The sequence below is a fragment of the Pseudomonas sp. B21-035 genome, assembly GCF_024748945.1.
Classification (GTDB): domain Bacteria; phylum Pseudomonadota; class Gammaproteobacteria; order Pseudomonadales; family Pseudomonadaceae; genus Aquipseudomonas.
This window is the reverse complement of sequence record NZ_CP087179.1, coordinates 3,571,185-3,590,512: the sequence shown is the minus strand read 5'-3', so window position 1 is coordinate 3,590,512 and position 19,328 is coordinate 3,571,185. Positions and strand designations below refer to the sequence as shown.

The following is a 19,328-nucleotide window of genomic DNA, read 5'->3' as shown; positions in this document are numbered from 1 at the left end:
CGCGATCAGCGCTTGGCCGCCTTGGCGCGCTGATTCTCGTCGCTGCGCGCCCGTGCCGGGATGTTCTCCAGCGAAGTGGGCTTGTCGGCGATGTTGATTACCGTCCACTCCCAGAACGCGCTGGTCCAGTAGGTCAGTTCACCGTCTTCGAGCAGCAGGTCGTGGCGGCCACTGCTGTGCGGCGCTTCTTTGGCCTGGCGCATCAATGGCACCAGTTGCATGGCGCGTTCGCCGTCGGTGGTCTCCAGTGACAGCGAAACCTGGCGCAGGCGGTCATCCTTGTCGAAGGCCGCTTCGATGCGGCTGACCTCGACACCGCCGAGTTTGTAGGGTTCGATGCCCGGTACCGGGTCGACAGCCTGGTAGTACTGACGGGGCACGTTGTAGTGCACGCCGTTGATCAGCCAGACCCGGGTGAAATGCCGCTCCATTACCTCCACGACCTGCGCGCGCGGCATGCCCAGCGTGAACTCGCCAAGGCTCAGCGCCGACCAGGCGGTGGTCGGGAACAGGGCACAGCAGAGCAACAATGTCAGCATCCTTGGCACGCGGGGTCCTCCTTGAAATGAGCGCAAAGGGTACTGCAGCCCTCGCATCCGCGCTAGGATCAGCAGTCCTGCACTGACAATGAGGTCACCTGTGAAATACGCCATTGCCCTGCTACTGAGCCTGATGCCGTTGCTGGCTGGCGCCGCCGAAGTCGGCGAACGCCTGGCGCCCTTTACCTTGCTTGACCAGCACGACCAGCCCTACAGCCTCAACGCGCAGACCCGCGTGCTGCTGGTGGCGCGCAACATGGACGGTGCCAAGCTGGTCCAGGCCGCCGTCGGTGAGCAGCCCAAGGGCTACCTGCAAGCACGCGATGCGGTGTTCGTCGCCGACATCCAGCGCATGCCGGCACTGATCAGCAAACTGTTCGCCATCCCGGCCATGCGTGACTACAACTACCGGGTGCTGCTGGACCGCGACGGCAAGGTGGTTGCGCGTTATCCGGGCGCTGAAGGCCAGGTGCTGTGGATTCAGTTGGAGCAGGGGGTTGTGGCGGGGCAGAAGGAATATGCCAGTGCCGAGGCGTTGGCCACAGCGCTCAAGGCGTTGCCGCAGCCATAGTGGATTTGAATGCAGCGCAACGCTGTGGGAGCGGGCTGGACCCGCGATGGAGCGCGAAGCGGTCGCAATCCAGACGCCACCTGATGGGGAGGCTGAACTGACCCCATCGCGGGGCAAGTCGGGTCGCCGCACGGCCGCTCCCACAGGTAGCGTAGGCCTTTAGAGGCGCGAGCTGATCCATTGGCGATGCTGCTCACACTTCACCTTTGCGCCTTGTCGGCGAATGGACCGGCGATGCACGAGTAGCGAAAGCAAAAAAGCGCTCTGCTTCTAGATGTATGTAATTGCAGACGCCACCGATCGTCCCTTGCAGAAGGCCGAGTGGAACCCTTGCGTAGTGGGGCGACGGCCATGGATGGCCGGCGAGCGCCGCAGGGCCAGGGACGGCCCTTCGGCGCGCCCCCACGGGAGCAAGGGTGGAAGGAGGGAACCCGCAGCGCAGCGCAGGGCCGATGAAGGGACAGGGCGTTTTTGGTTACTTTTGCCGCCAAGCAAAAGTGACCCGCCGTAAGGGCGGAAGGCGCCGGCAGCGCCTCATCATCAAATGGATCAGCTCAAACAGCCTGGCTGCCCCAATACTTGCAAGCTGCTTAAGACAGTTGCTCCCACATGGGCAGTGCAGGCAGGCGCAGATCTTACAGCGGCACCTGCAAGGTCGTCTTGACTCGATCCAGCACCACGATGGTACGAAACCACTTCACGTTCGGGTTGTCATGAAACAGTCGCTGGGCGATGTCCTGGAACACGGTCATGCTCGCTACCGTCAGCACCAGCAAAAAGTCGGCGTCGCCGGTGACGTAGTAGCACTGCTGAATTTCAGGTCCCGAGAACGCACGCTTCATGACTTCCAGGTCCGCCGACTGGGTGCGGTCGGCGTGCACCTCGACCATCAGGGTAATCACCTGGCCGACTTTGTCCGGGTTGATCACCGCGGCATTGGCCTGGATTACCCCGGTCTTTTTCAAGCGCTGGATCCGCCGCTGCACCGAGGCGCTAGACAAGTGCACCTGCTCGGCCAGCTCACGCAGGGGCTGGCTGTTATCGCGCTGCAGGGCGGCAAGCAGGGCAAGGTCGAATTCATCCAGGTCCATGCAAAAATTTCTCATCTTGAGGGGTGAAAACGAGGGCACTTATCAGTGGCTGCGGAATAAATTATCACCCTCTGCTGGTCCTCATTAAGGAATTTGCAATGACCGCGCATAACTCCACGTTGGGCGTCGTGCTCAATGTTCTCGCCTCGGTGCTGTTCGCGGTGATGTACGCCTACACCAGCCTGCTCGCGCCCCTGGACGGCGCCGAAATCTATGGCTGGCGGATCCTTCTGACCGTGCCGTGCCTGACCCTGATGGTGATCGCCAGCGGGCACTGGCCGCAGGTGCGGCGGATATTCCTGCGCCTGTTCGAAGAGCGCTGGTTCTGGGCGATTCGCCTGGTTTCGGCGGTGTTGCTCGGCGCGCAGTTGTGGCTGTTCATGTGGGCACCGATCAACGGCTATGGCCTGGACGTGTCGCTGGGCTACTTCCTGATGCCGCTGGTGATGGTGATTGTCGGCCGCCTGGCGTTCAAGGATTCGATCAGCCGCCTGCAACTGCTGGCCTGTGCCTTGGCGGCGCTGGGCATCATTAACCAGATCGCCATCGCCAAGGCGATTTCCTGGCCGGTGCTGGTGGTGTCGCTGGGCTATCCGCTGTACTTCTGGCTGCGCCGGGTGACCGACACCAACAACATGGGCGGGTTGTGGTTCGACATGAGCCTGAGCCTGCCGGTGAGCCTGTATTTCGTGCTCAAGGGCGGGGTAGTGCTCGGCCTTGCCGGCGCAGCCTCAAGCTTGCCCTGGCTGGTGCTCGGCCTCGGCGCGATCAGCGCCGCAGCCCTGGGCCTGCAGGCGCTGTCGGCACCACGGCTGAACCTGACCCTGTTTGGCCTGCTGATTTATGTCGAGCCGGTGCTGCTGGTGGTCGCCGCAGTGCTGCTGGGCGACAGCATCGCCCCGGCGCAATGGCCGACCTATATTGCGATCTGGCTGGCGGTGTTGGTGCTGGTGGTGGAGGGCGGTTTGAGCCTCAACGGTAACCGCCGCGCTTACTCGCCCAACCGCTGCTCGCGCGAAGGCGGGTAGCCGAAGTAGGCGCAGTAGCACTTGCTGAAGTGCGAGACCGAGACAAAACCGCAGGCAATCGCCACGTCCATCAGCGGCAGGTCGGAATACTGCAACAGACGCCGGCTTTTGGTGATGCGCAGTTCCATGTAGTAGCGGCTTGGCGAGGTGCCCAGTTGCGCCTGGAACAGGCGGTCGATCTGCCGGCGCGAACGGCCGCTGTAGGCCGCCAGTTGATCGAGGCTGAGGGTTTCTTCAAGGTTGCTTTCCATCAGCTCGACGATGGTGCGCAGTGGCGCGCTCATGGTTTTCTTCTGGCTGCTGTCGACCCGGCGAAAGCGCGCGCTGGAAAACGCCAGGATCTCCTCGACGCCCTCGGCCAGCGCTTCGCCATGTTGCAGCTTGAGCAGCGCCAGCATCATTTCTAGCGCGCCGTTGGGGCTGGCGGCGGTCAGGCGTTCGCGGTCGAGCACAAAGCTTGCCGGGGTGATGGTGCACTGCGGGCTGCGCTCGGCCAGGCTTGCCCGTTGTTCAGGGTGGATGGTGCAGTTGTAGCCCTCCAGCACCCCGGCGCGGCCGAGAAACCAGGCGCCGTTCCACAGGCCGCCGAGGGCCAGTTGGTGGGCGGCAGCATCGCACAGCAGCTTGTCCAGCTGCGGGTACTTGAGTGGGGTACGCAGGCCGCCGCAAACAATCAGCATGTCGAGGTTGTCCAGCGCTGCGCGGTCCAGGTGCGCGGCATAAATCTCCAGGCCCAGGTCACTGGTGACCCGCTCGCTGCCCAGGGAAAACGGCGTGCTCAAGAACAGGTTGCTCTTGAGCAGGTTGGCCGTCACCAGTACATCCATGGCCACGGTAAAGCTGGCCATGGAGAAGTTCTCCAGCAGCAAAAAGCCCACCTGGTACGCCGGGGTCGAGGCAGCCTCGGGGTGCTTGAGGTTGAGCATGTTACTGGTGCTGGATTTCTTGCTGAACTGGCGTGGGGTGGGCAAGGCGCGGCTCCGCGAACTGGCAGGTTGAGGCGATGATGCCAGATATTGCCCGGCCCGCAATGGCAATCAGAATGAACCCCGGCTGGCTGCGCACACCTAACCTTCAGAACCCCTCTGGAGGCTACCCATGGAAAACGGTCATATCTGGATCACCCTTGCCGTATTGCTCACCCTGGTCGAACTCTGGGCCATCAAACGCATCATCGGCAGCAAGAGCCGGGCGGATCGCAAGATGTTGTGGATCGTGTTTATCGTCTTTGTACCCGTGCTGGGCCTGATTGCCTGGGCCGTGGCCGGGCCGAAAGCCAGCGCGGGGGGGCCGATTTCGCGGGAGGGTTGACCCGGCGGCTGGCGACAGGGATTGTAGGGGCGACGGCGCATCGTCGCGCCTGCATGACCCAAGGAAGCACTTCATGCCGCTGTTTGAAACCCCACGCCTGCTCGTGCGCGAACTCTCGCGTCAAGACCTGCCCGCCCTGACCGCCATTCTCAGCGACCCTGAGGTGATGAAATTCTCGGTGCGCGGTGTCTGCGACGAACAGATGACCGGGGCCTTCATCGACTGGTGCATGCAGTGCTACGCCAGCTACGGCATGGGCCAATGGGCGCTGGTCGAAAAGGTCAACGGCGAGCTGGTCGGTTTTTGCGGCGTCAGCCCGGAGCAGGTCGAAGGGGTAGAGCAGGCCAGCCTGGGCTATCGTCTGGCTACACGCTATTGGGGTCAGGGACTGGCCAGCGAAGCGGTGCGCGGCGTGCTTGAGCATGCGTTCAACGAGCACCGGCTGGCGGCGGTGATTGCAATTATTGAAGCGGCCAACATTGCCTCCTTGCGCGTGGCGCAAAAAGCCGGCTTCAATGCCTTCGATACTGTGCAGTTTCACGAGCGGCCGGTGCGGGTGTATCGGCTGACGCATCCGCACTGGAAGGCACCATGACCAGCAGCAGACACCTCGACCCGTTGCGCCAGGTCATCCGCCAACAAGCGGTTGCACCCGCACCTGCGCCGTGGCGGTTGACTGGCCAGTTCACCGTCGCCGGCCTGCTGGAAATCGGCTTTGACCGTGACAGCGAGCGGCTGCTGGTGGCTTCGAGTTCAGGCCGCAGTGTGATCGACTGTCGCAGCGGCGAGAAAATCGCCCGCGACCGCACCGACAACCTGGGCAGCGACCATTATCTGGAAACCCGCGGCATCGGCCCGCTCAACGAGCGGGTGATCCGCATGTCGGGCATCCAGGGCGGCGGCCTGCCGATCAGCACCAGCGATGGCTGGGTGGTGGAGAACATCACCCTGGCCTGGCCTGAGCAGCACCTGCTGCTGGTCGAGCCGGGTTCCTGGCTGCATGGCGCGCGCTACAACCGGCCCGCCAGGTTTCATACCCTGGCAATCGAGACCGAAGTGCGTGCCTTCGGGTTTTCCTATACCGGTTTGAGCCTGGTGATCGCCACCGGTGGCGAGTTGCTGGTTTATGGGCGAGGGTAGTGGCCGAGCCAGGTCAGTATCTCGTCCCATAGCGGTTGTGCCTGAGCCTTGAAGTACCCCATGTGGCCAATGGCACCATTGTCCGGTTGCAGGTCACGGCGGGTCATTGGTGCATTGCAGTAAGCCTTGACGAAGGCATCCCGCGAGCGCGGTGGCGCCCAGGGGTCATCCAGCGAGGTGGCGAACACGCAAGGCATGCGTACCTGGGCGTACTGCCCGGCCAGATGGGCCATGCGCGGGTCGTCGAAGTAGTAGTGCGGGTAGGCGCACCAGCGCTTCCAGTCACGGTAGACCCCGCGTGGCAGATCATCGCCCATGCCAAGCAGGCTCCAGGCCATGTAACCCTTGAGGGCTACCAGCGGCGGCAGGACCCAGCGCCACAAAAGGCGCACCTTCAGCGCCTCCGGCCAGGGCATCCAGCCGGCCCAGCCGGCGCCGCTGCCGAGGCTGTAACAGGCGCTGATACAGGCATGATTGGGCAGCAGGCCAATGGCATGGCCGCCGAAGGAATGGCCGACCCAGTACAAGGGTAATGGCTCGGCGCCGAGCAGGTCGACGGCCGCGGCCAAGTCCAGGTAAGCCCAGTCCAGGTAGGACATCTCAAAGCCTTTGAGCGACGCCGGCCGCGACTCGCCGACGCCGCGGTAATCGACAGTCAGCACGTTGAAACCCTGAGCTGCCGCATGCTCGGCAAAGCGCCGGTAGAAGCGTTGCTGCACGCCGGTGGCGCCGGCCAGGATCAGGTTGCCACGGGCTTCGCCCACAGCCGGGTAGCGGTACGCCGACAACGGGTAACCGTCACGGGCATGCAAGGTGAAGGCGTGCGGCGGGGCCGGGGAGATCATCTGGGTCATGGTGGTCAGCGCCCGGTGAACTGCGGGGCGCGCTTTTGCATCATCGCCATCACCCCTTCACGCACATCGGCGCTGCCGATCAGCTCCAGCAACGTTTCCTCGAGCCTGGCCAATGCCGCAGCATCGCCTTCGTCCCGGGCCAGGAAGGCCGATTGCAGAGTAGCCTTGATCGCCAGCGGCGCAGCCCTGGCAATGCGTTCGGCATAGTCGATGGCGCGGGCCAGGGCTTGCCCTGGAGCTACCACCTCATTGACCAGATTCATCGCCCGCGCTTGATCGGCATCGAACTCATCGCCAGTGAGCATGTAGCGCATGGCGTTGGCCCAGCCTGCGGCCTGGGTGAAGCGCACAGTAGAGCCGCCTGATGGCGGGATGCCGCGCAGCACCTCCAGGTGAGCGAAGCGCGCATTGCTGGCAGCGATGGCGATATCGGCGTTGAGCAGCAATTCGATGCCCGCGGTCCAGCAGATGCCCTCGACCGCGACCACTACCGGCTTGCTCCGGCGAGGCAGGCGGGTGCCCCAGGGGTCGATGCTGCCCTCTGGGTAGTGCAAGCCACCGCTGGCCAGCTTCGGTGCCAACTCCATAAGGTCGAGCCCGGCGGTGAAATGCTCGCCATGGGCAAACAGCACCATGCAGCGCAGTTCGTCATTGCCCTCGTATTCACCGAGGGCCAGCGCCAGGTCCATCAGCAGCGCGCTGTCCATGGCGTTGCGCTTGGCGGCGCGGTCCAGGCCCACCAGCCATAGGTGGCCACGCTGTTCGCGGCTGACTCGATCGGGGCCGCTATTGGCTTCGCTCATCGACTTGCACTCCGGCAAAGAGGTTAGAAGGGTTACTTACCGATCGTTCGGTTTGATGAAGCTAACCAAACGTTCGGTAACTATCAAGTGGAGCTGGCCAGGCTTATGGCATAGAATCAGCGCCATTGATCGACTGCAGGACTGGCCGTGCGACCGCTGAAAATTCCCCGAGACCAACTGCTGCAGCGCTGCGCCAACACCTTCAAGCGCTACGGCTATCACGGCACCACCATGGACATGCTTTCGGCGGCCTGCGGCCTGACCAAGGCGTCCTTCTATCATCACTACCCGAACAAGGAAGCGCTGCTGCGCGACGTGCTGGCCTGGACCCACGAAGGGCTTGCGAAGCACCTGTTCAGTATTGCCGACGACTTGAGCCTGAGCCCTGTTCAACGTCTGGAGGAAATGGGCCGCAAGGCAGGTCGGGTGTTTGAGGCCGATGCCATCGGCTGCCTGATGGCGGTGGTGGCCATCGATGCCAGTTACGGCAAGAATGAGCTGATGGTGCCGATTCGCGAATTCTTTGCCGCCTGGGCTAAGGCGTTTGCCCGGCTCTATCAGGGCCTGCTGGATGATGAACAGGCGCAGGCCCGAGGGCGGCAATTGGTAGCGGATTACGAAGGGGCGATTCTATTGGCACGGATCCATGACGACATGAGCTACTTCAAGGCGGTGACCCAGCGGGCCCTGGGCGAATTGCAGGGAACTCACAAGGGTTGAAGGCGCCTATGGTCCCTGTGGCAGCCGGCTTGCCGGCGATCGAGCGCGCAGCGGTCGCAATACGGGCATCGCTGGCGTATTTTCAATGACCTGTTCCAAGGCGCCACTGCTGATGACTACCCAACCTTTCCATCCCTGCCAAGCCCTCGCTGACCTGCTGTTGCCGCACCTGCCGGCGGACAACGGCGATGGCTCTCACGACCTGACGCATATCCACCGGGTCTGGAGCAATGCCCGGCGGATTCAGGCCCGGGAGGGCGGCGATCTGTCCATCCTGCTGGCCGCCACGCTGCTGCACGATTGCGTCGCGGTCGAAAAGAACTCGCCGCTGCGCGCCCAGGCCTCGACCCTGTCCGCTGAAAAAGCTGCCCGGATACTCGCCGATCTTGGCTGGCCCGGCGAGCGCATCAGCGCTGTCGCTCATGCCGTCGCTACGCACAGTTTTTCAGCCGGCCTGGCGCCGGAAACCCTCGAGGCAAAAATCCTTCAGGACAGTGACCGTCTGGACGCCATCGGTATGGTCGGTGTGGCTCGCTGCTTCTACGTCGGTGGGCGCATGGGCTCGGCCCTGTACGATTTCACTAATCCCAGCGCGGCAGGCCGCGACTACCTGGACCACCAGTTCAGCCTCGAGCACTTTCACACCAAATTGCTGAAACTGGCCTCGGGCTTTCAAACCGGGGAGGGCGCACGTCTGGCGGCCGAGCGGCATCGGCGGCTTGAGCTGTTTGTGCAAGGTTTCATGGATGAGATTGGCGGCCCTCAAGACTGATGCGGGCAGCGCTGGAATCGTGCATTCTCGGCTGCCGAGCAACTTCAGCGAGAGCCACCGATGATCACCTGCTACCTGCGCTACGTCCTCGACCCTTACAAACTCGCCGAGTTCGAACACTACGGCAAACTCTGGATCCCGCTGGTGGAGCGCTTCGGCGGCCAGCACCACGGCTACTTCCTGCCTTCGGAAGGTGCCAACAATATCGCCATGGCGATGTTCACCTTTCCAAACCTTGCCGCGTACGAACGCTACCGCCAGGACTCGATGAACGACCCCGAGTGCCTGGCCGCCTTCCAGTACGCCCAGGACACCCGTTGCATCCTCAGCTATGAGCGCTCGTTCTTGCGCCCGGTGTTCGGGCAGGACTGATGAGCACGCTTTTCGACCTGGAACTGTTCGTGCGGGTGGCCGACGAGGGCAGCCTGTCTGCCGCCGCGCGTAGCCTCGATATCACTCCGGCAGCCGCCAGCCTTGCGCTCAAGCGCCTGGAAACGCGCCTGCAGGTACGCCTGTTTGCCCGTTCGACCCGCCAGCAACGGCTGACCGACGAAGGCCGGCGCTACCTCGACAGCGTGCGCCTGGCCCTGGGCGCGCTGGCCGAAGGCGAGCAGGCCCTGCGCGAGCAGGCGCTGGAAATGGGCGGCCTGCTGCAACTGGCGGCGCCCTCTGACTTTGGCCGCAGCGTGCTGCTGGCCTGGCTCGATGCGTTCAAGCGCGAATACCCGCGGGTCCAGCTGCAACTGCTGCTCAACGACCAGGCCAGCGACCTGTACCGCGAACCGGTCGACGTCGCCCTGCGTTTTGGCGTGCCGGCCGATTCCGACATGGTCGCCTTGCCGATTCTGCTCGATCACCACCGCGTGGCCTGCGCCAGCCCCGAGTACCTGGCGCGCCACGGCACGCCCTCGATGCCCCAGGAGCTGGCTGACCATCAGTGCGTGATCTACCAGCGCAACGGCCGGCCCTATGACCTGTGGCGCTTTGCGCGTGGCAGTGAAGTGAACGAAGTGCGGGTGCACGGCGAATACCGCTGCGATGACGGTGAAGTGGCCCGGCGCTGGGCCCTGGCCGGGCATGGCGTGGTCTACAAGGCCTGGCTGGACGTGGCCGCGGACGTCGCGGCCGGGCGTTTGCAGCGCTTGTTCGGCGACTGGCAGGGCGAGCACGCCCCGGTGTACCTGATGTGCCCGCACCGGGCGCAGGTGACCGAGCGGGTCAAGGCGTTGCAGGGCTTTTTGCAAACACGCTGCCTGCAGTGGGCGGCCAAGGGGCTATAAGTAGGATATTTCCCATTCAATGGGAATCGAGTTTCACCTATTGAGAAAGACTGTGCACCATGGCGCCAAGGAGCACATATGACCTACACCACGCCCACCGATCGCCTGCTGCAGATCCTCGTCGCCCTCGGCCAGGCCAACGAGGCCGTGTCGGCCAAGGAGCTGAGCCTGCAACTGGACCAGCCCCTGAGCAGCACCTATCGGCACCTGAAGACCCTGCTGCGTTGGGGCCTGGCCGAAGACAACGGCCATGGTCGCTACCTGCCGGGCCCGGCCTGCCTGCAACTGGCGAAGAAGTTCGACCGCGAAGCACTGCTGGTGTCGCTGGCCAAGCCCGAGCTCAAGCGCCTGGCCGAACTCAGCCAGGAAAGCGTGGCACTGATGGTGCCGAGCAACGGCCAGGCCATTTGCATCGAACTGATCGACAGCCCGCAGCCACTGCGCTGCTGTTACCAGAAGGGCCTGGCGCAACCGCTGCGGGTCGGCGCGTCGGCGCGGGTGTTGCTGGCGCACATGGAGCCGGCGCGCAGCCTGGCGATTCTTGAAGAGCAGGGCCTGGAAGCCGAAGCACTGGACAGTTACCGCCAGAGCTTCGTGCAGATCCGTGACCATGGCTATGCCATCAGCCTCGGTGAAATCGACGACGGCATCTGGGGCGTCAGTGCCCCGGTGCTCGACAGCCGCAACCGCCTGCATGGCGCAATCAGCCTGATGGCCCCGGCCATTCGCGCCCGGCAGAACAGCGAGCGCCTGACCCGCTGGACCTGCGACGTGGCCCTGCGCATCGGTGCGCGGCTGGACTGAATCTACTGGAGTACCCGCATGAACAGCACTACCGCACTGCCGCTCTGGCAGGGCCGCGTCGACGCCGCAGAAGGCACGGCGGCCCTGCGCTGGCACCAATGGGTGCAGCCCTGGGCTGATGACCAACCGGCTGGCAACGCCCTGGTGGGCCTGGCCTGTGACGAAGGGGTGATCCGCAACCAGGGCCGCAGCGGCGCCCGCCAGGGGCCGCCGGCCCTGCGCAAGGCCTTGGCCAACCTGGCCTGGCGTGGCCAGCGCCCGGTTTATGACAGCGGCGACTTCGTCTGCCTCGGTACTGACCTGGAAGGTGCCCAGCAGGCCTATGCCAAGCGGGTGACGCAACTGCTGGGGCAAGGGCATCTGCCGTTGGGCCTGGGCGGCGGGCACGAAATCGCTTATGCCAGTTTTCTCGGCCTGGCTGGCCATTTACGCCAGCAAGAGGCGCAGCCGCGCATCGGCATTCTCAATTTCGATGCCCACTTCGACCTGCGCCACAGCGCCCAGAGCAGCTCCGGCACGCCGTTCCGGCAGATTGCCGAGTACTGCCAGCAGGCCGGCATGGCCTTTGAATACTGCTGCCTGGGCGTCAGCGAGCTGAACAACACCCAGGCCTTGTTCGACCAGGCCCAGCGCCTGAACGTGCGTTATCGCCTCGACCGGCAGATGCAGCCGTGGAATATCGCCGCGCTGGAGACCTTCGTCGATGACTTTCTCAGCGGCATCGACCACCTGTACCTGACCCTCTGCCTGGACGTCCTGCCGGCCAGCCAGGCGCCCGGCGTCAGTGCGCCCTCGGCCCATGGCGTCGAGCTGATGGTGGTCGAGCACCTGGCGCGGCGTGCCAAGGCCAGCGGCAAGTTGCGCATGGCCGACATCGCCGAACTCAACCCCGGTCTTGACCAGGACCAACGCACCGCGCGCATTGCTGCGCGGCTGCTGGCCAGCCTGGTCGACTGAAATCCACAACCCCTATCCAACTATAAAAAGAAGAGTGTTAACCATGCTGACCCTGCAACTCGATGCTCTGACCACCGTCGCCCTGGCGCTCCTGCTGCTGGCGATGGGTGCGCAACTGAAGAAGCACAGCTACTGGCTGCGCCAGCTCTGTGTCCCGGCGCCGGTCATCGGCGGTTTTGGCTTTGCCCTGGTGGTGTGGCTGCTGCGTGACCAGCAGTGGCTGGACATCAAGCTCGACACCGCCATGCAAACGCCGCTGATGGTGGCGTTCTTCACCACCGTCGGCCTGGGCGGCAGCCTTGGCCTGCTGCGCCAGGGCGGCAAGATCCTGTTCATCTACCTGGGTGCCTGCTGGGGCCTGGCGCTGCTGCAGAACCTGGTCGGCGTGGGCATGGCCAAGGCCTTGGGCATCGACCCGCTGCTGGGGATCATGGCCGGCGCCGTGTCGCTGGAAGGTGGCTTTGGCGCCGCCGCAGCCTTTGGCCCGATCGCCGAGAGCCTCGGCACGGTCGGCGCCACTACAGCCGCGCTGGCCTCGGCGACCTTCGGCATGGTTGCCGGTGGCCTGCTCGGCAGCCCGGTGGCGCGTTACCTGATCGAACGCAAGAAACTGGTGGTACAGGCAGACCAGGTCGATGCCCTGCAAGCCCTGGAAAAAGCCAATGAAACCCCCGTTGTCAGCATTGATACGCCGGTGCTGCTGCGCTTGCTGACCTGCATGTTGGTGATCATGGTGCTCGGCTTCTGGATCGGCGATGCGCTGAAGGCGCACCTGGGTATCGTCCTGCCGGTGTACGTCGGCGCCATGTTCGTCGCCATCCTGGCGCGCAACTTCAACGATCGCGCACGGGTCATCGAGATTCCCGACAATGCCGTCAGCACCCTGGGCGACATCAGCCTGGGCATGTTCCTGACCATGGCGATGATGAGCCTGAAGTTCTGGGAGCTGGAGCAACTGGGCCTGCCGCTGCTGGTGATCCTGGTGGTGCAAGTGCTGATCATGGTGCTGCTGTGCATCTTCGTCTTGTTCCGCCTGTTCGGCGGCAACTACGACGCGGCGGTACTGTGCGCCGGCTACATGGGCCATGGCCTGGGCGCGACGCCGAACGCGGTGGCCAACATGGGCGCGATCTGCGACCACTACAAGGTGTTCTCGTACAAGGCCTTCATCATCGTGCCGCTGTGCGGGGCGGTGCTGATCGACATCGTCGCCTTGCCGCTGATTACCTGGTTCATCAACGCCTTCAGCTGAGGGTGCGAGGCGGGGCGCAAGGCCCCGCCGTGGCTATCCCAGCACCGCCAGCCAGGCCGAGGCAATCAGCAGCAGCGCCAACAGCTGATTGAAGCGCCGGGCCTTTTGCGGCGAGCGCAGCAAGCGTGCGCTACCGACGCCCATCAGCGCCCAACTGGTCATGCACGGCAGGGCGATGAGCAGAAACAAGAGCGCCAGTTGCAGCCTGTCCTGCAACGGGTTCGCGCTGGCGCTGCTGAAAACCCCGAGCACCGCGACCGCCATCAACCACACCTTGGGGTTGATCAACTGCAACAGTGCCGCGTCCCGGGCCCGCAGGTCTCGGGGGCTGTCGGGGCTGGCCAGCGGTGCTGCGCCAGCATTGAGCAATTGCCAGCCCAGCCAGCTCAACCAGGCCACGCCGAGCCAAGTCATCAGTTGCTGCACTCGCGGGTAGGCCAGCAGCACTTCACCCAGCCCCAGGCCGACCAGCAGCACCACTAGCGCGGCGGCCAGGCAGGCGCCTAGTATCAGCGGCAGGGTCGCGCGCAAACCGAAGCGCGCGCCATGGCCGAGGATCAGGATATTGGTCGGCCCAGGCGTGATACTGGCGACAAAAGCGAACAGGGCGAAAGGCAGCAGGTTGGGCAACATGATCGGACTCCAGTGCAGGGGAGCCCCATGTTCCCGGCTGGTGGGCTTTCAGTCTGGAAGCTTTGCGCAGCGGCGACGGTAATCGGCAGGTGTGAGTCGATAGGCGCGGCGGAACCAGCGACCCAGGTGGCTCTGGTCGGCAAAGCCGAGGGCGGCGGCGACCACTGCCGGGCTGTCGCCACGGGCCAGCCAGCGGCGCGCCTTGGCCAGGCGCAGCTGGATCAGGTAGGCATGGGGCGCCAGGCCAAAGGCGCTCTTGAAGGCACGGTTGAGGCGAAAGCGATCGACCTGGCAGGCCTCGGCCAGCTCCACCAGGCCAATGTCCTCGGTGTAATGGGCGTGCAGATACTCGCGGGCCATGCGCGCCACCTGCGGCAGGCGTGGGTCGGGGTCGATGCGTTTGCTCCACAGGGTATGGCGGGTCATGCAGCCGAGCAGCTCGTCCATTGCCGTCTGCCGGAGCATTTTCAGCTCACCCCCATGCAGCGCCTGGAAGGCCCGGGCAATGGCCCCGCACAGCTGCGGGTCGCCACTCAAGGTGTCGGCAAAGCTGGGCTGACTAGCCGCTGGCGCCTGCTCGAACAATGCTTGCAGCTCGCGCTCCAGCCACTGCGGGTCGAGGTAGAGCATCGAGTAGGTGAAGCCGTCCGCGGTTGGCGCATGGCCGTCGTGCAGTTCCCCAGGTTCGAGCATAAATACCTTGCCCGGCGTGCTGAAGTGCTGCAACTGGCGGCAATGAAACTGCTGCACGCCTTGCTCGGTGACCCCGATCAGGTAACTGTCATGCCAGTGCGGGTCATAGGCGTGGCCTTTGAAATGCGCGCGCACCGACTCGATGCCGGTGTCGGCGTCCTGGGCGAGATCGATCCAGTTGTGGCTGGGCACGGCGGGCTCCGGGCAGTGAGGCATGCACGACCATAACCCGTTTGTGCGGCGGGGTTTAGAACAATTGTGCGCGCAGCTTACATCGGTAACGAGCGGTTCTCGATCACCCGTTTCATCACCAGGGTCGAGGTCAGGCGCTGCACATTGGGCAGGGCCGACAGTCGCTCGTCATACAACTGCTGGAAGGCTGGCAGGTCGCGGGTGACCACCTGCAGCAGGTAGTCCGGATCACCAAACAGCCGCTGCGCTTCGACGATCTGGGCAATCTCCTGCAGCGCCGCTTCGAAGACGCTGACCGCCTGGCGATCACCTTCGCGCAAGGTGACGAAGACCATGGCCGAAAAATTCAGCCCCAGGGCGCCCGGCGCCAACTGCGCGCGGTAGCCCTGAATCACCCCGGATTGCTCCAGCGCGCGCACCCGGCGGTGACAGGGCGACAGGCTCAGGCCCACCCGGTCGGCCAGTTCGGTCAGCGACAGGCGCCCGTCGTTTTGCAGCTGCGCAAGGATCTTGCGGTCAATCCTGTCCATGGGGAAGAACCTTTCTGTTCTGGCCGTTAGTTCTGGAATATTAGAAAGATAATCCTATCAGCTTTTCTCTAATCTCCCGCTCAACGTCAGATCAGCGAGCGGAGGCAAGCATGCAGGCAAGAAAATTCCAGATTCAGCACCCGGAGCTGTGGCCATGACCTTGAACATGCTGGCCGCGTTCTGGGCGGTGTCGTTATTGTTGGTGATTACCCCGGGGGCGGACTGGGCCTACGCGATTTCCGCCGGGTTGCGTGGGCGGGTGGTGGTGCCGGCAGTGGCCGGGTTGCTGCTCGGCCATCTGCTGGCAACCCTGATTGTCGCCGCCGGGGTAGGGGGGCTGGTGGCCAGCAACCCCATGGCCCTGACCCTGCTGACTGTGGCCGGTTGCGGTTACTTGCTGTGGTTGGGCATCAACATGTTTGTTCATCCTTCAGCGCCGCAGGCCGGGCTGGCGCAGCAGTCGGCGTCGTGGGCACGCTGGGCGTTCAAGGGCGTCTGCGTCAGTGGTCTGAACCCCAAGGTGTTCCTGCTGTTTCTGGCCTTGCTGCCGCAGTTCACCGATGCCATGGCCGCCTGGCCCGTGCCGGTGCAGATCGTCACCCTGGGCCTGGTGCATGCCGGCAGTTGTGCGGTGGTTTACCTGCTGGTGGGCTTTGGCTCCCAGGCGGTATTGCAGGCGCGGCCAGCGGCGGCGCAGGTGGTCAGCCGGGTGTCGGGGCTGGCGATGGTGGTGATTGCTGCGGTTTTGCTCCTCGAGCAATGGCTCGGTCACGGGTGAATGCACCGAAATTGACCGCCGATCCAGGGAAAAGCGCTTTTGCTCTTTCGACTTGAGACAAGGGAAGGCACAATGCGTGTCCTTTTTTTGGCCGGCCTGGCCGGGGGCCTCGAAATGATCAAAACGCCGTACTACCTCATCGACAAAACCAAGCTGCTGCGCAACATGGAAAAGATCGCCTACGTGCGCGAGCAGTCCGGGGCCAAGGCCCTGCTGGCACTCAAGTGCTTCGCCACCTGGTCGGTGTTCGACCTGATGGAGCAGTACATGGACGGCACTACCTCGTCGTCGCTGTACGAGCTCAAGCTCGGCCGCCAGAAGTTCGCCGGCGAAGCCCACGCCTACAGCGTGGCCTGGGCCGACGATGAAATCGAAGAGATGCTCGACAACTGCGACAAGATCATCTTCAACTCCATCGGCCAGCTCGAGCGTTTTGCCGAACAGTCTGAAGGCAAGGTCCGCGGCCTGCGCGTCAACCCGCAGGTGAGCAGCTCCGACTACCTGCTGGCCGACCCGGCGCGCCCGTTCAGCCGCCTGGGCGAGTGGGACCCGGTGAAGGTCGAGGCCGTCATCGAGAAGATCTCCGGTTTCATGTTCCACAACAACTGCGAGAACGGCGACTTCGGCCTGTTCGACCAGATGCTGTGCACCATCGAAGAGCGCTTCGGTCACCTGCTGCACAAGGTCGAGTGGGTCAGCCTTGGCGGCGGTATCCACTTCACCGGCGAAGGCTATGCAATCGACGCCTTCTGCGCGCGCCTGAAAGCCTTCTCCGAGAAGTACGGCGTGCAGGTTTACTTGGAGCCGGGCGAAGCGGCGATCACCCAGAGCGCCTCGCTGGAAGTTACCGTGCTCGACACCCTCTACAACGGCAAGCACCTGGCGGTGGTCGACAGCTCGATCGAAGCGCACATGCTCGACCTGCTGATCTACCGCCTGAACGCCAAGCTGGCGCCAAGCGAGGGCGAACACACCTACATGGTATGCGGCAAGTCCTGCCTCGCCGGTGACATTTTCGGCGAATACCAATTCGATCGTCCGCTGGCCATCGGCGATCGGCTGTCGTTTGTTGACGCAGCGGGTTACACCATGGTCAAGAAAAACTGGTTCAACGGCCTGAAAATGCCGTCCATCGTAGTGAAACAACTCGACGGTAGTGTCGAGCTGGTTCGTGAGTTTGGTTTCGAAGACTACTTGTCCAGCCTGTCGTAAGCTGGCAGTAAAGGAGAGCAAGAGAAATTGAAGAAGAACGTTCTTATCATTGGTGCAGGAGGTGTCGCCAAGGTGGTGGCCCACAAGTGCGCGCAGCACAACGACGAACTCGGTCGTATTGCTATCGCGTCGCGCAACATCTCCAAATGCCAGGCCATCATCGACAGCGTCAAGGCCAAGGGTAGCCTCAAGCAGCCCGCAGAAATCAAGGCCTTCGCGCTGAATGCGCTGGACGTCGAAGCGACCAAAGCGCTGATCCGCGAAACCGAATCGCAAATCGTCATCAACGTCGGTTCCGCTTTCCTCAACATGTCGGTGCTGCGTGCCTGCATCGATACTGGCGTGGCCTACCTGGACACCGCCATTCACGAAGAACCGGGCAAGATCTGCGAGACGCCGCCCTGGTATGGCAACTACGAGTGGAAACACCTCGAAGAGTGCCAACAAAAGAACGTTACCGCCATTCTTGGCGTGGGCTTCGATCCGGGCGTGGTCAACGCCTATGCCGCCCTGGCCAAGCAACAGTATTTCGACAGCATTGATTCGATCGACATCCTCGACGTCAATGCCGGATCCCATGGCAAGTACTTTGCCACCAACTTCGACCCGGAAATCAACTTCCGCGAGTTCACCGGGCAGGTGTGGAGCTGGCAGAACAGCCAGTGGACCAGCAACACCATGTTCGAAGTCAAGCGTACCGACGACCTGCCGGTAGTCGGCTCGCAGAACCTGTACCTGACCGGCCACGACGAAGTGCACTCGCTGTCGAAGAACCTCGACGTGCCGAACGTGCGTTTCTGGATGAGCTTCGGCGAGCACTACATCAACGTCTTCACCGTGCTGAAAAACCTTGGCCTGCTCAGCGAGCAACCAGTCAAGACCGCCGAAGGCCTTGAAGTGGTACCGCTCAAAGTGGTCAAGGCCGTGCTGCCGGATCCTGCCTCGCTGGCTCCGGGTTACACCGGCAAGACCTGTATCGGCGACCTGGTCAAGGGCACCAAGGACGGCCAGCCGCGTGAAGTGTTCATCTACAACGTAGCGGACCACGAAGAGGCCTACGCCGAAACCGACAGCCAGGGTATTTCCTACACCGCAGGCGTACCACCCGTAGCAGCAGCGCTGCTGGTTGCCCGTGGCGAGTGGGACGTGCAGCGCATGGTCAACGTCGAGGAGCTGCCAGCCGAGCCGTTCCTCAAGGCACTGGATGTGATGGGCCTGCCGACTCGGGTCAAAGACGAGAACGGCGACCGTCCGTGGAACTGAGTTTCTTGCGGCGGTAAAACACCGGTTGCGCCTTGTCGGGCGTAGCCGGTGAACGGTCGAGGCGCCGACCTGGCGCCTCGATTCAGAGTAAGTGGCTGTTTTAACAACAATTTGTTTGCCTGGGGGCTTCCCAGATGCAATCAAGTTTGTTAAATTGCCGGCCATTCTTGCAACGGCCTTCACCGGCTGGCAGCGCAGGCCCGCAACTTTCCAGGTTGCACCACGCTGCATCATCGCAAGCGAGTGCCAGGCACTCATCGCTACAATTACAGGGGCGTCGCCAAGCGGTAAGGCAGCAGGTTTTGATCCTGCCATGCGTTGGTTCGAATCCAGCCGCCCCTGCCATTTTCTCGTTGCAAATTCCCAATACTTAAGAACTTCCTGGCAAGCCCGATCAGAAATGCCGCAGGGCGCCCATGCTGACCAGCGCCGCCATCGCCAACAGGCAGACGATTGCCACGGCGTAGGCGATCGTGCGCCACGGTTGCCAGCGGGCCAGAAAGCACACTGTGTGCAGCAGGCGGGCGACGGTGAACAACAGCATCAGCCCGGCCGTGAGCATGAGCGGTGGGTTGAATACCAGGCACAGCGCGCCGAGCACGAAAAACAGCGGAATGTTCTCCAGATCGTTGGCCCAGGCCTGAGCCGCACGGGCGACCTGCGGCAGTTCCTCGGCGCTCGGCGGGCGGCCGACCAGGCCGGCGTCTTCGGGGTTCTTGAAGGTCAGGCGGCTGATGCGATAGAAGCCCTGGTAGCAGGAGATCGCCAGCATCTTCACAAACAGCACGACCACGCACAGCGCGTAGATGGAAAGCAGCGTATTCATCTTCAATCCTTGAAAACCGGGAGCGCGATCATCGCCCGGATTGCCCGGGCGCGTATAGACCAACCGGCGCTCACCGGTG

The 19,328-nt window shown here is 63.3% G+C and carries 24 protein-coding genes and 1 tRNA gene; 16 read left to right on the top strand and 9 right to left on the bottom strand.

The annotated features are described in order from the left end of the window. Positions 1 to 5: 5 nt before the first annotated feature. Complete coding sequence (locus tag LOY22_RS16330; RefSeq protein WP_093381379.1) at positions 6 to 539, bottom strand: hypothetical protein; 534 nt, start codon at positions 537 to 539, stop codon at positions 6 to 8. A gap of 100 nt (positions 540 to 639) precedes the next feature. On the opposite strand from LOY22_RS16330, the gene LOY22_RS16325 reads away from it, so the two are divergent. Then, a complete protein-coding gene (locus tag LOY22_RS16325; RefSeq protein ID WP_093381381.1) occupies positions 640 to 1,110 on the top strand; it encodes an FAD/FMN-containing dehydrogenase in 471 nt (156 codons plus the stop codon). 635 nt (positions 1,111 to 1,745) lie between these two features. Here the strand turns inward: LOY22_RS16325 and LOY22_RS16320 are convergent. Then, positions 1,746 to 2,201 carry an Lrp/AsnC family transcriptional regulator gene (locus LOY22_RS16320; RefSeq protein WP_045194217.1) on the bottom strand — a complete coding sequence of 152 codons (456 nt, stop codon included), beginning with the start codon at positions 2,199 to 2,201 and terminating at the stop codon, positions 1,746 to 1,748. Positions 2,202 to 2,299: 98 nt separating this feature from the next. On the opposite strand from LOY22_RS16320, the gene rarD reads away from it, so the two are divergent. After that, entirely contained in the window at positions 2,300 to 3,229 is a 930-nt protein-coding gene (rarD, locus tag LOY22_RS16315) for an EamA family transporter RarD (protein ID WP_258593989.1), read from the top strand. Here the strand turns inward: rarD and LOY22_RS16310 are convergent. Then, positions 3,193 to 4,200: a GlxA family transcriptional regulator gene (locus tag LOY22_RS16310; RefSeq protein WP_258593987.1), complete on the bottom strand. Its 1,008-nt coding sequence runs from the start codon at positions 4,198 to 4,200 to the stop codon at positions 3,193 to 3,195. The genes rarD and LOY22_RS16310 overlap by 37 nt on opposite strands. 127 nt (positions 4,201 to 4,327) lie before the next feature. On the opposite strand from LOY22_RS16310, the gene LOY22_RS16305 reads away from it, so the two are divergent. From LOY22_RS16305 to LOY22_RS16295, 3 genes are all read left to right on the top strand, one after another. After that, positions 4,328 to 4,540, top strand: a complete 213-nt coding sequence (locus LOY22_RS16305) for a PLD nuclease N-terminal domain-containing protein (RefSeq protein WP_258593985.1) — start codon at positions 4,328 to 4,330, stop codon at positions 4,538 to 4,540. A 73-nt stretch (positions 4,541 to 4,613) separates the two neighbouring features. Continuing rightward, entirely contained in the window at positions 4,614 to 5,135 is a 522-nt protein-coding gene (locus tag LOY22_RS16300) for a GNAT family N-acetyltransferase (protein ID WP_258593983.1), read from the top strand. After that, complete coding sequence (locus LOY22_RS16295) at positions 5,132 to 5,680, top strand: hypothetical protein (protein WP_258593981.1); 549 nt, start codon at positions 5,132 to 5,134, stop codon at positions 5,678 to 5,680. Before LOY22_RS16300 ends, LOY22_RS16295 begins: the two co-directional genes overlap by 4 nt. Here LOY22_RS16295 and LOY22_RS16290 read toward each other — a convergent pair. Both LOY22_RS16290 and LOY22_RS16285 read right to left on the bottom strand, forming a co-directional pair. Continuing rightward, entirely contained in the window at positions 5,665 to 6,534 is an 870-nt protein-coding gene (locus tag LOY22_RS16290; RefSeq protein WP_195884508.1) for an alpha/beta fold hydrolase, read from the bottom strand. The two genes, LOY22_RS16295 and LOY22_RS16290, sit on opposite strands and share 16 nt — an antisense overlap. A 5-nt stretch (positions 6,535 to 6,539) precedes the next feature. After that, the gene (locus tag LOY22_RS16285) at positions 6,540 to 7,337 is read right to left on the bottom strand and encodes a crotonase/enoyl-CoA hydratase family protein (RefSeq protein WP_045194208.1); all 798 of its coding nucleotides are present in this window, start codon (positions 7,335 to 7,337) and stop codon (positions 6,540 to 6,542) included. Positions 7,338 to 7,484: 147 nt separating this feature from the next. On the opposite strand from LOY22_RS16285, the gene LOY22_RS16280 reads away from it, so the two are divergent. The 7 genes from LOY22_RS16280 (at position 7,485) to gltS (ending at position 13,122) form a co-directional block, all read left to right on the top strand. Beyond that, positions 7,485 to 8,057, top strand: a complete 573-nt coding sequence (locus LOY22_RS16280) for a TetR/AcrR family transcriptional regulator (protein WP_045194206.1) — start codon at positions 7,485 to 7,487, stop codon at positions 8,055 to 8,057. 112 nt (positions 8,058 to 8,169) lie between these two features. Beyond that, positions 8,170 to 8,829: an HD domain-containing protein gene (locus tag LOY22_RS16275; RefSeq protein WP_045195652.1), complete on the top strand. Its 660-nt coding sequence runs from the start codon at positions 8,170 to 8,172 to the stop codon at positions 8,827 to 8,829. Positions 8,830 to 8,889: 60 nt separating this feature from the next. Next, the gene (locus tag LOY22_RS16270) at positions 8,890 to 9,201 is read left to right on the top strand and encodes an NIPSNAP family protein (protein ID WP_093381391.1); all 312 of its coding nucleotides are present in this window, start codon (positions 8,890 to 8,892) and stop codon (positions 9,199 to 9,201) included. After that, positions 9,201 to 10,109 carry a LysR family transcriptional regulator gene (locus LOY22_RS16265; protein WP_093381393.1) on the top strand — a complete coding sequence of 303 codons (909 nt, stop codon included), beginning with the start codon at positions 9,201 to 9,203 and terminating at the stop codon, positions 10,107 to 10,109. The genes LOY22_RS16270 and LOY22_RS16265 overlap by 1 nt, the downstream gene beginning before the upstream one ends. A 78-nt stretch (positions 10,110 to 10,187) precedes the next feature. After that, on the top strand, positions 10,188 to 10,913 hold the full coding sequence (locus tag LOY22_RS16260; protein WP_258593977.1) for an IclR family transcriptional regulator: 726 nt from the start codon (positions 10,188 to 10,190) through the stop codon (positions 10,911 to 10,913). Between the two features lie 18 nt (positions 10,914 to 10,931). Then, on the top strand, positions 10,932 to 11,870 hold the full coding sequence (gene hutG, locus LOY22_RS16255; protein ID WP_093381395.1) for a formimidoylglutamase: 939 nt from the start codon (positions 10,932 to 10,934) through the stop codon (positions 11,868 to 11,870). A 43-nt stretch (positions 11,871 to 11,913) separates the two neighbouring features. Then, positions 11,914 to 13,122, top strand: coding sequence for a sodium/glutamate symporter (gltS, locus tag LOY22_RS16250; RefSeq protein ID WP_093381397.1), 1,209 nt, complete (start codon positions 11,914 to 11,916; stop codon positions 13,120 to 13,122). Positions 13,123 to 13,155: 33 nt separating this feature from the next. On the opposite strand, the gene LOY22_RS16245 is transcribed toward gltS, so the two are convergent. The 3 genes from LOY22_RS16245 to LOY22_RS16235 form a co-directional block, all read right to left on the bottom strand. Next, positions 13,156 to 13,752, bottom strand: coding sequence for a LysE family translocator (locus LOY22_RS16245; RefSeq protein ID WP_093387475.1), 597 nt, complete (start codon positions 13,750 to 13,752; stop codon positions 13,156 to 13,158). A 51-nt stretch (positions 13,753 to 13,803) separates the two neighbouring features. After that, positions 13,804 to 14,640, bottom strand: coding sequence for an AraC family transcriptional regulator (locus tag LOY22_RS16240; protein WP_258593974.1), 837 nt, complete (start codon positions 14,638 to 14,640; stop codon positions 13,804 to 13,806). A gap of 77 nt (positions 14,641 to 14,717) precedes the next feature. After that, positions 14,718 to 15,170, bottom strand: a complete 453-nt coding sequence (locus LOY22_RS16235; RefSeq protein ID WP_258593972.1) for an Lrp/AsnC family transcriptional regulator — start codon at positions 15,168 to 15,170, stop codon at positions 14,718 to 14,720. A gap of 154 nt (positions 15,171 to 15,324) precedes the next feature. Between LOY22_RS16235 and LOY22_RS16230 the strand changes: the two genes are divergently transcribed. From LOY22_RS16230 to LOY22_RS16215, 4 genes are all read left to right on the top strand, one after another. After that, positions 15,325 to 15,948, top strand: coding sequence for a LysE family translocator (locus LOY22_RS16230; protein WP_093381404.1), 624 nt, complete (start codon positions 15,325 to 15,327; stop codon positions 15,946 to 15,948). Between the two features lie 114 nt (positions 15,949 to 16,062). Continuing rightward, a complete protein-coding gene (nspC, locus tag LOY22_RS16225) occupies positions 16,063 to 17,160 on the top strand; it encodes a carboxynorspermidine decarboxylase (protein ID WP_045195650.1) in 1,098 nt (365 codons plus the stop codon). A gap of 27 nt (positions 17,161 to 17,187) precedes the next feature. Beyond that, on the top strand, positions 17,188 to 18,423 hold the full coding sequence (locus LOY22_RS16220; protein ID WP_045194188.1) for a saccharopine dehydrogenase family protein: 1,236 nt from the start codon (positions 17,188 to 17,190) through the stop codon (positions 18,421 to 18,423). A gap of 270 nt (positions 18,424 to 18,693) precedes the next feature. Further along, positions 18,694 to 18,768: transfer RNA gene (locus LOY22_RS16215), tRNA-Gln, on the top strand. Between the two features lie 49 nt (positions 18,769 to 18,817). Here LOY22_RS16215 and LOY22_RS16210 read toward each other — a convergent pair. Next, a complete protein-coding gene (locus LOY22_RS16210) occupies positions 18,818 to 19,249 on the bottom strand; it encodes an MAPEG family protein (RefSeq protein WP_093381410.1) in 432 nt (143 codons plus the stop codon). Positions 19,250 to 19,328 lie beyond the last annotated feature (79 nt).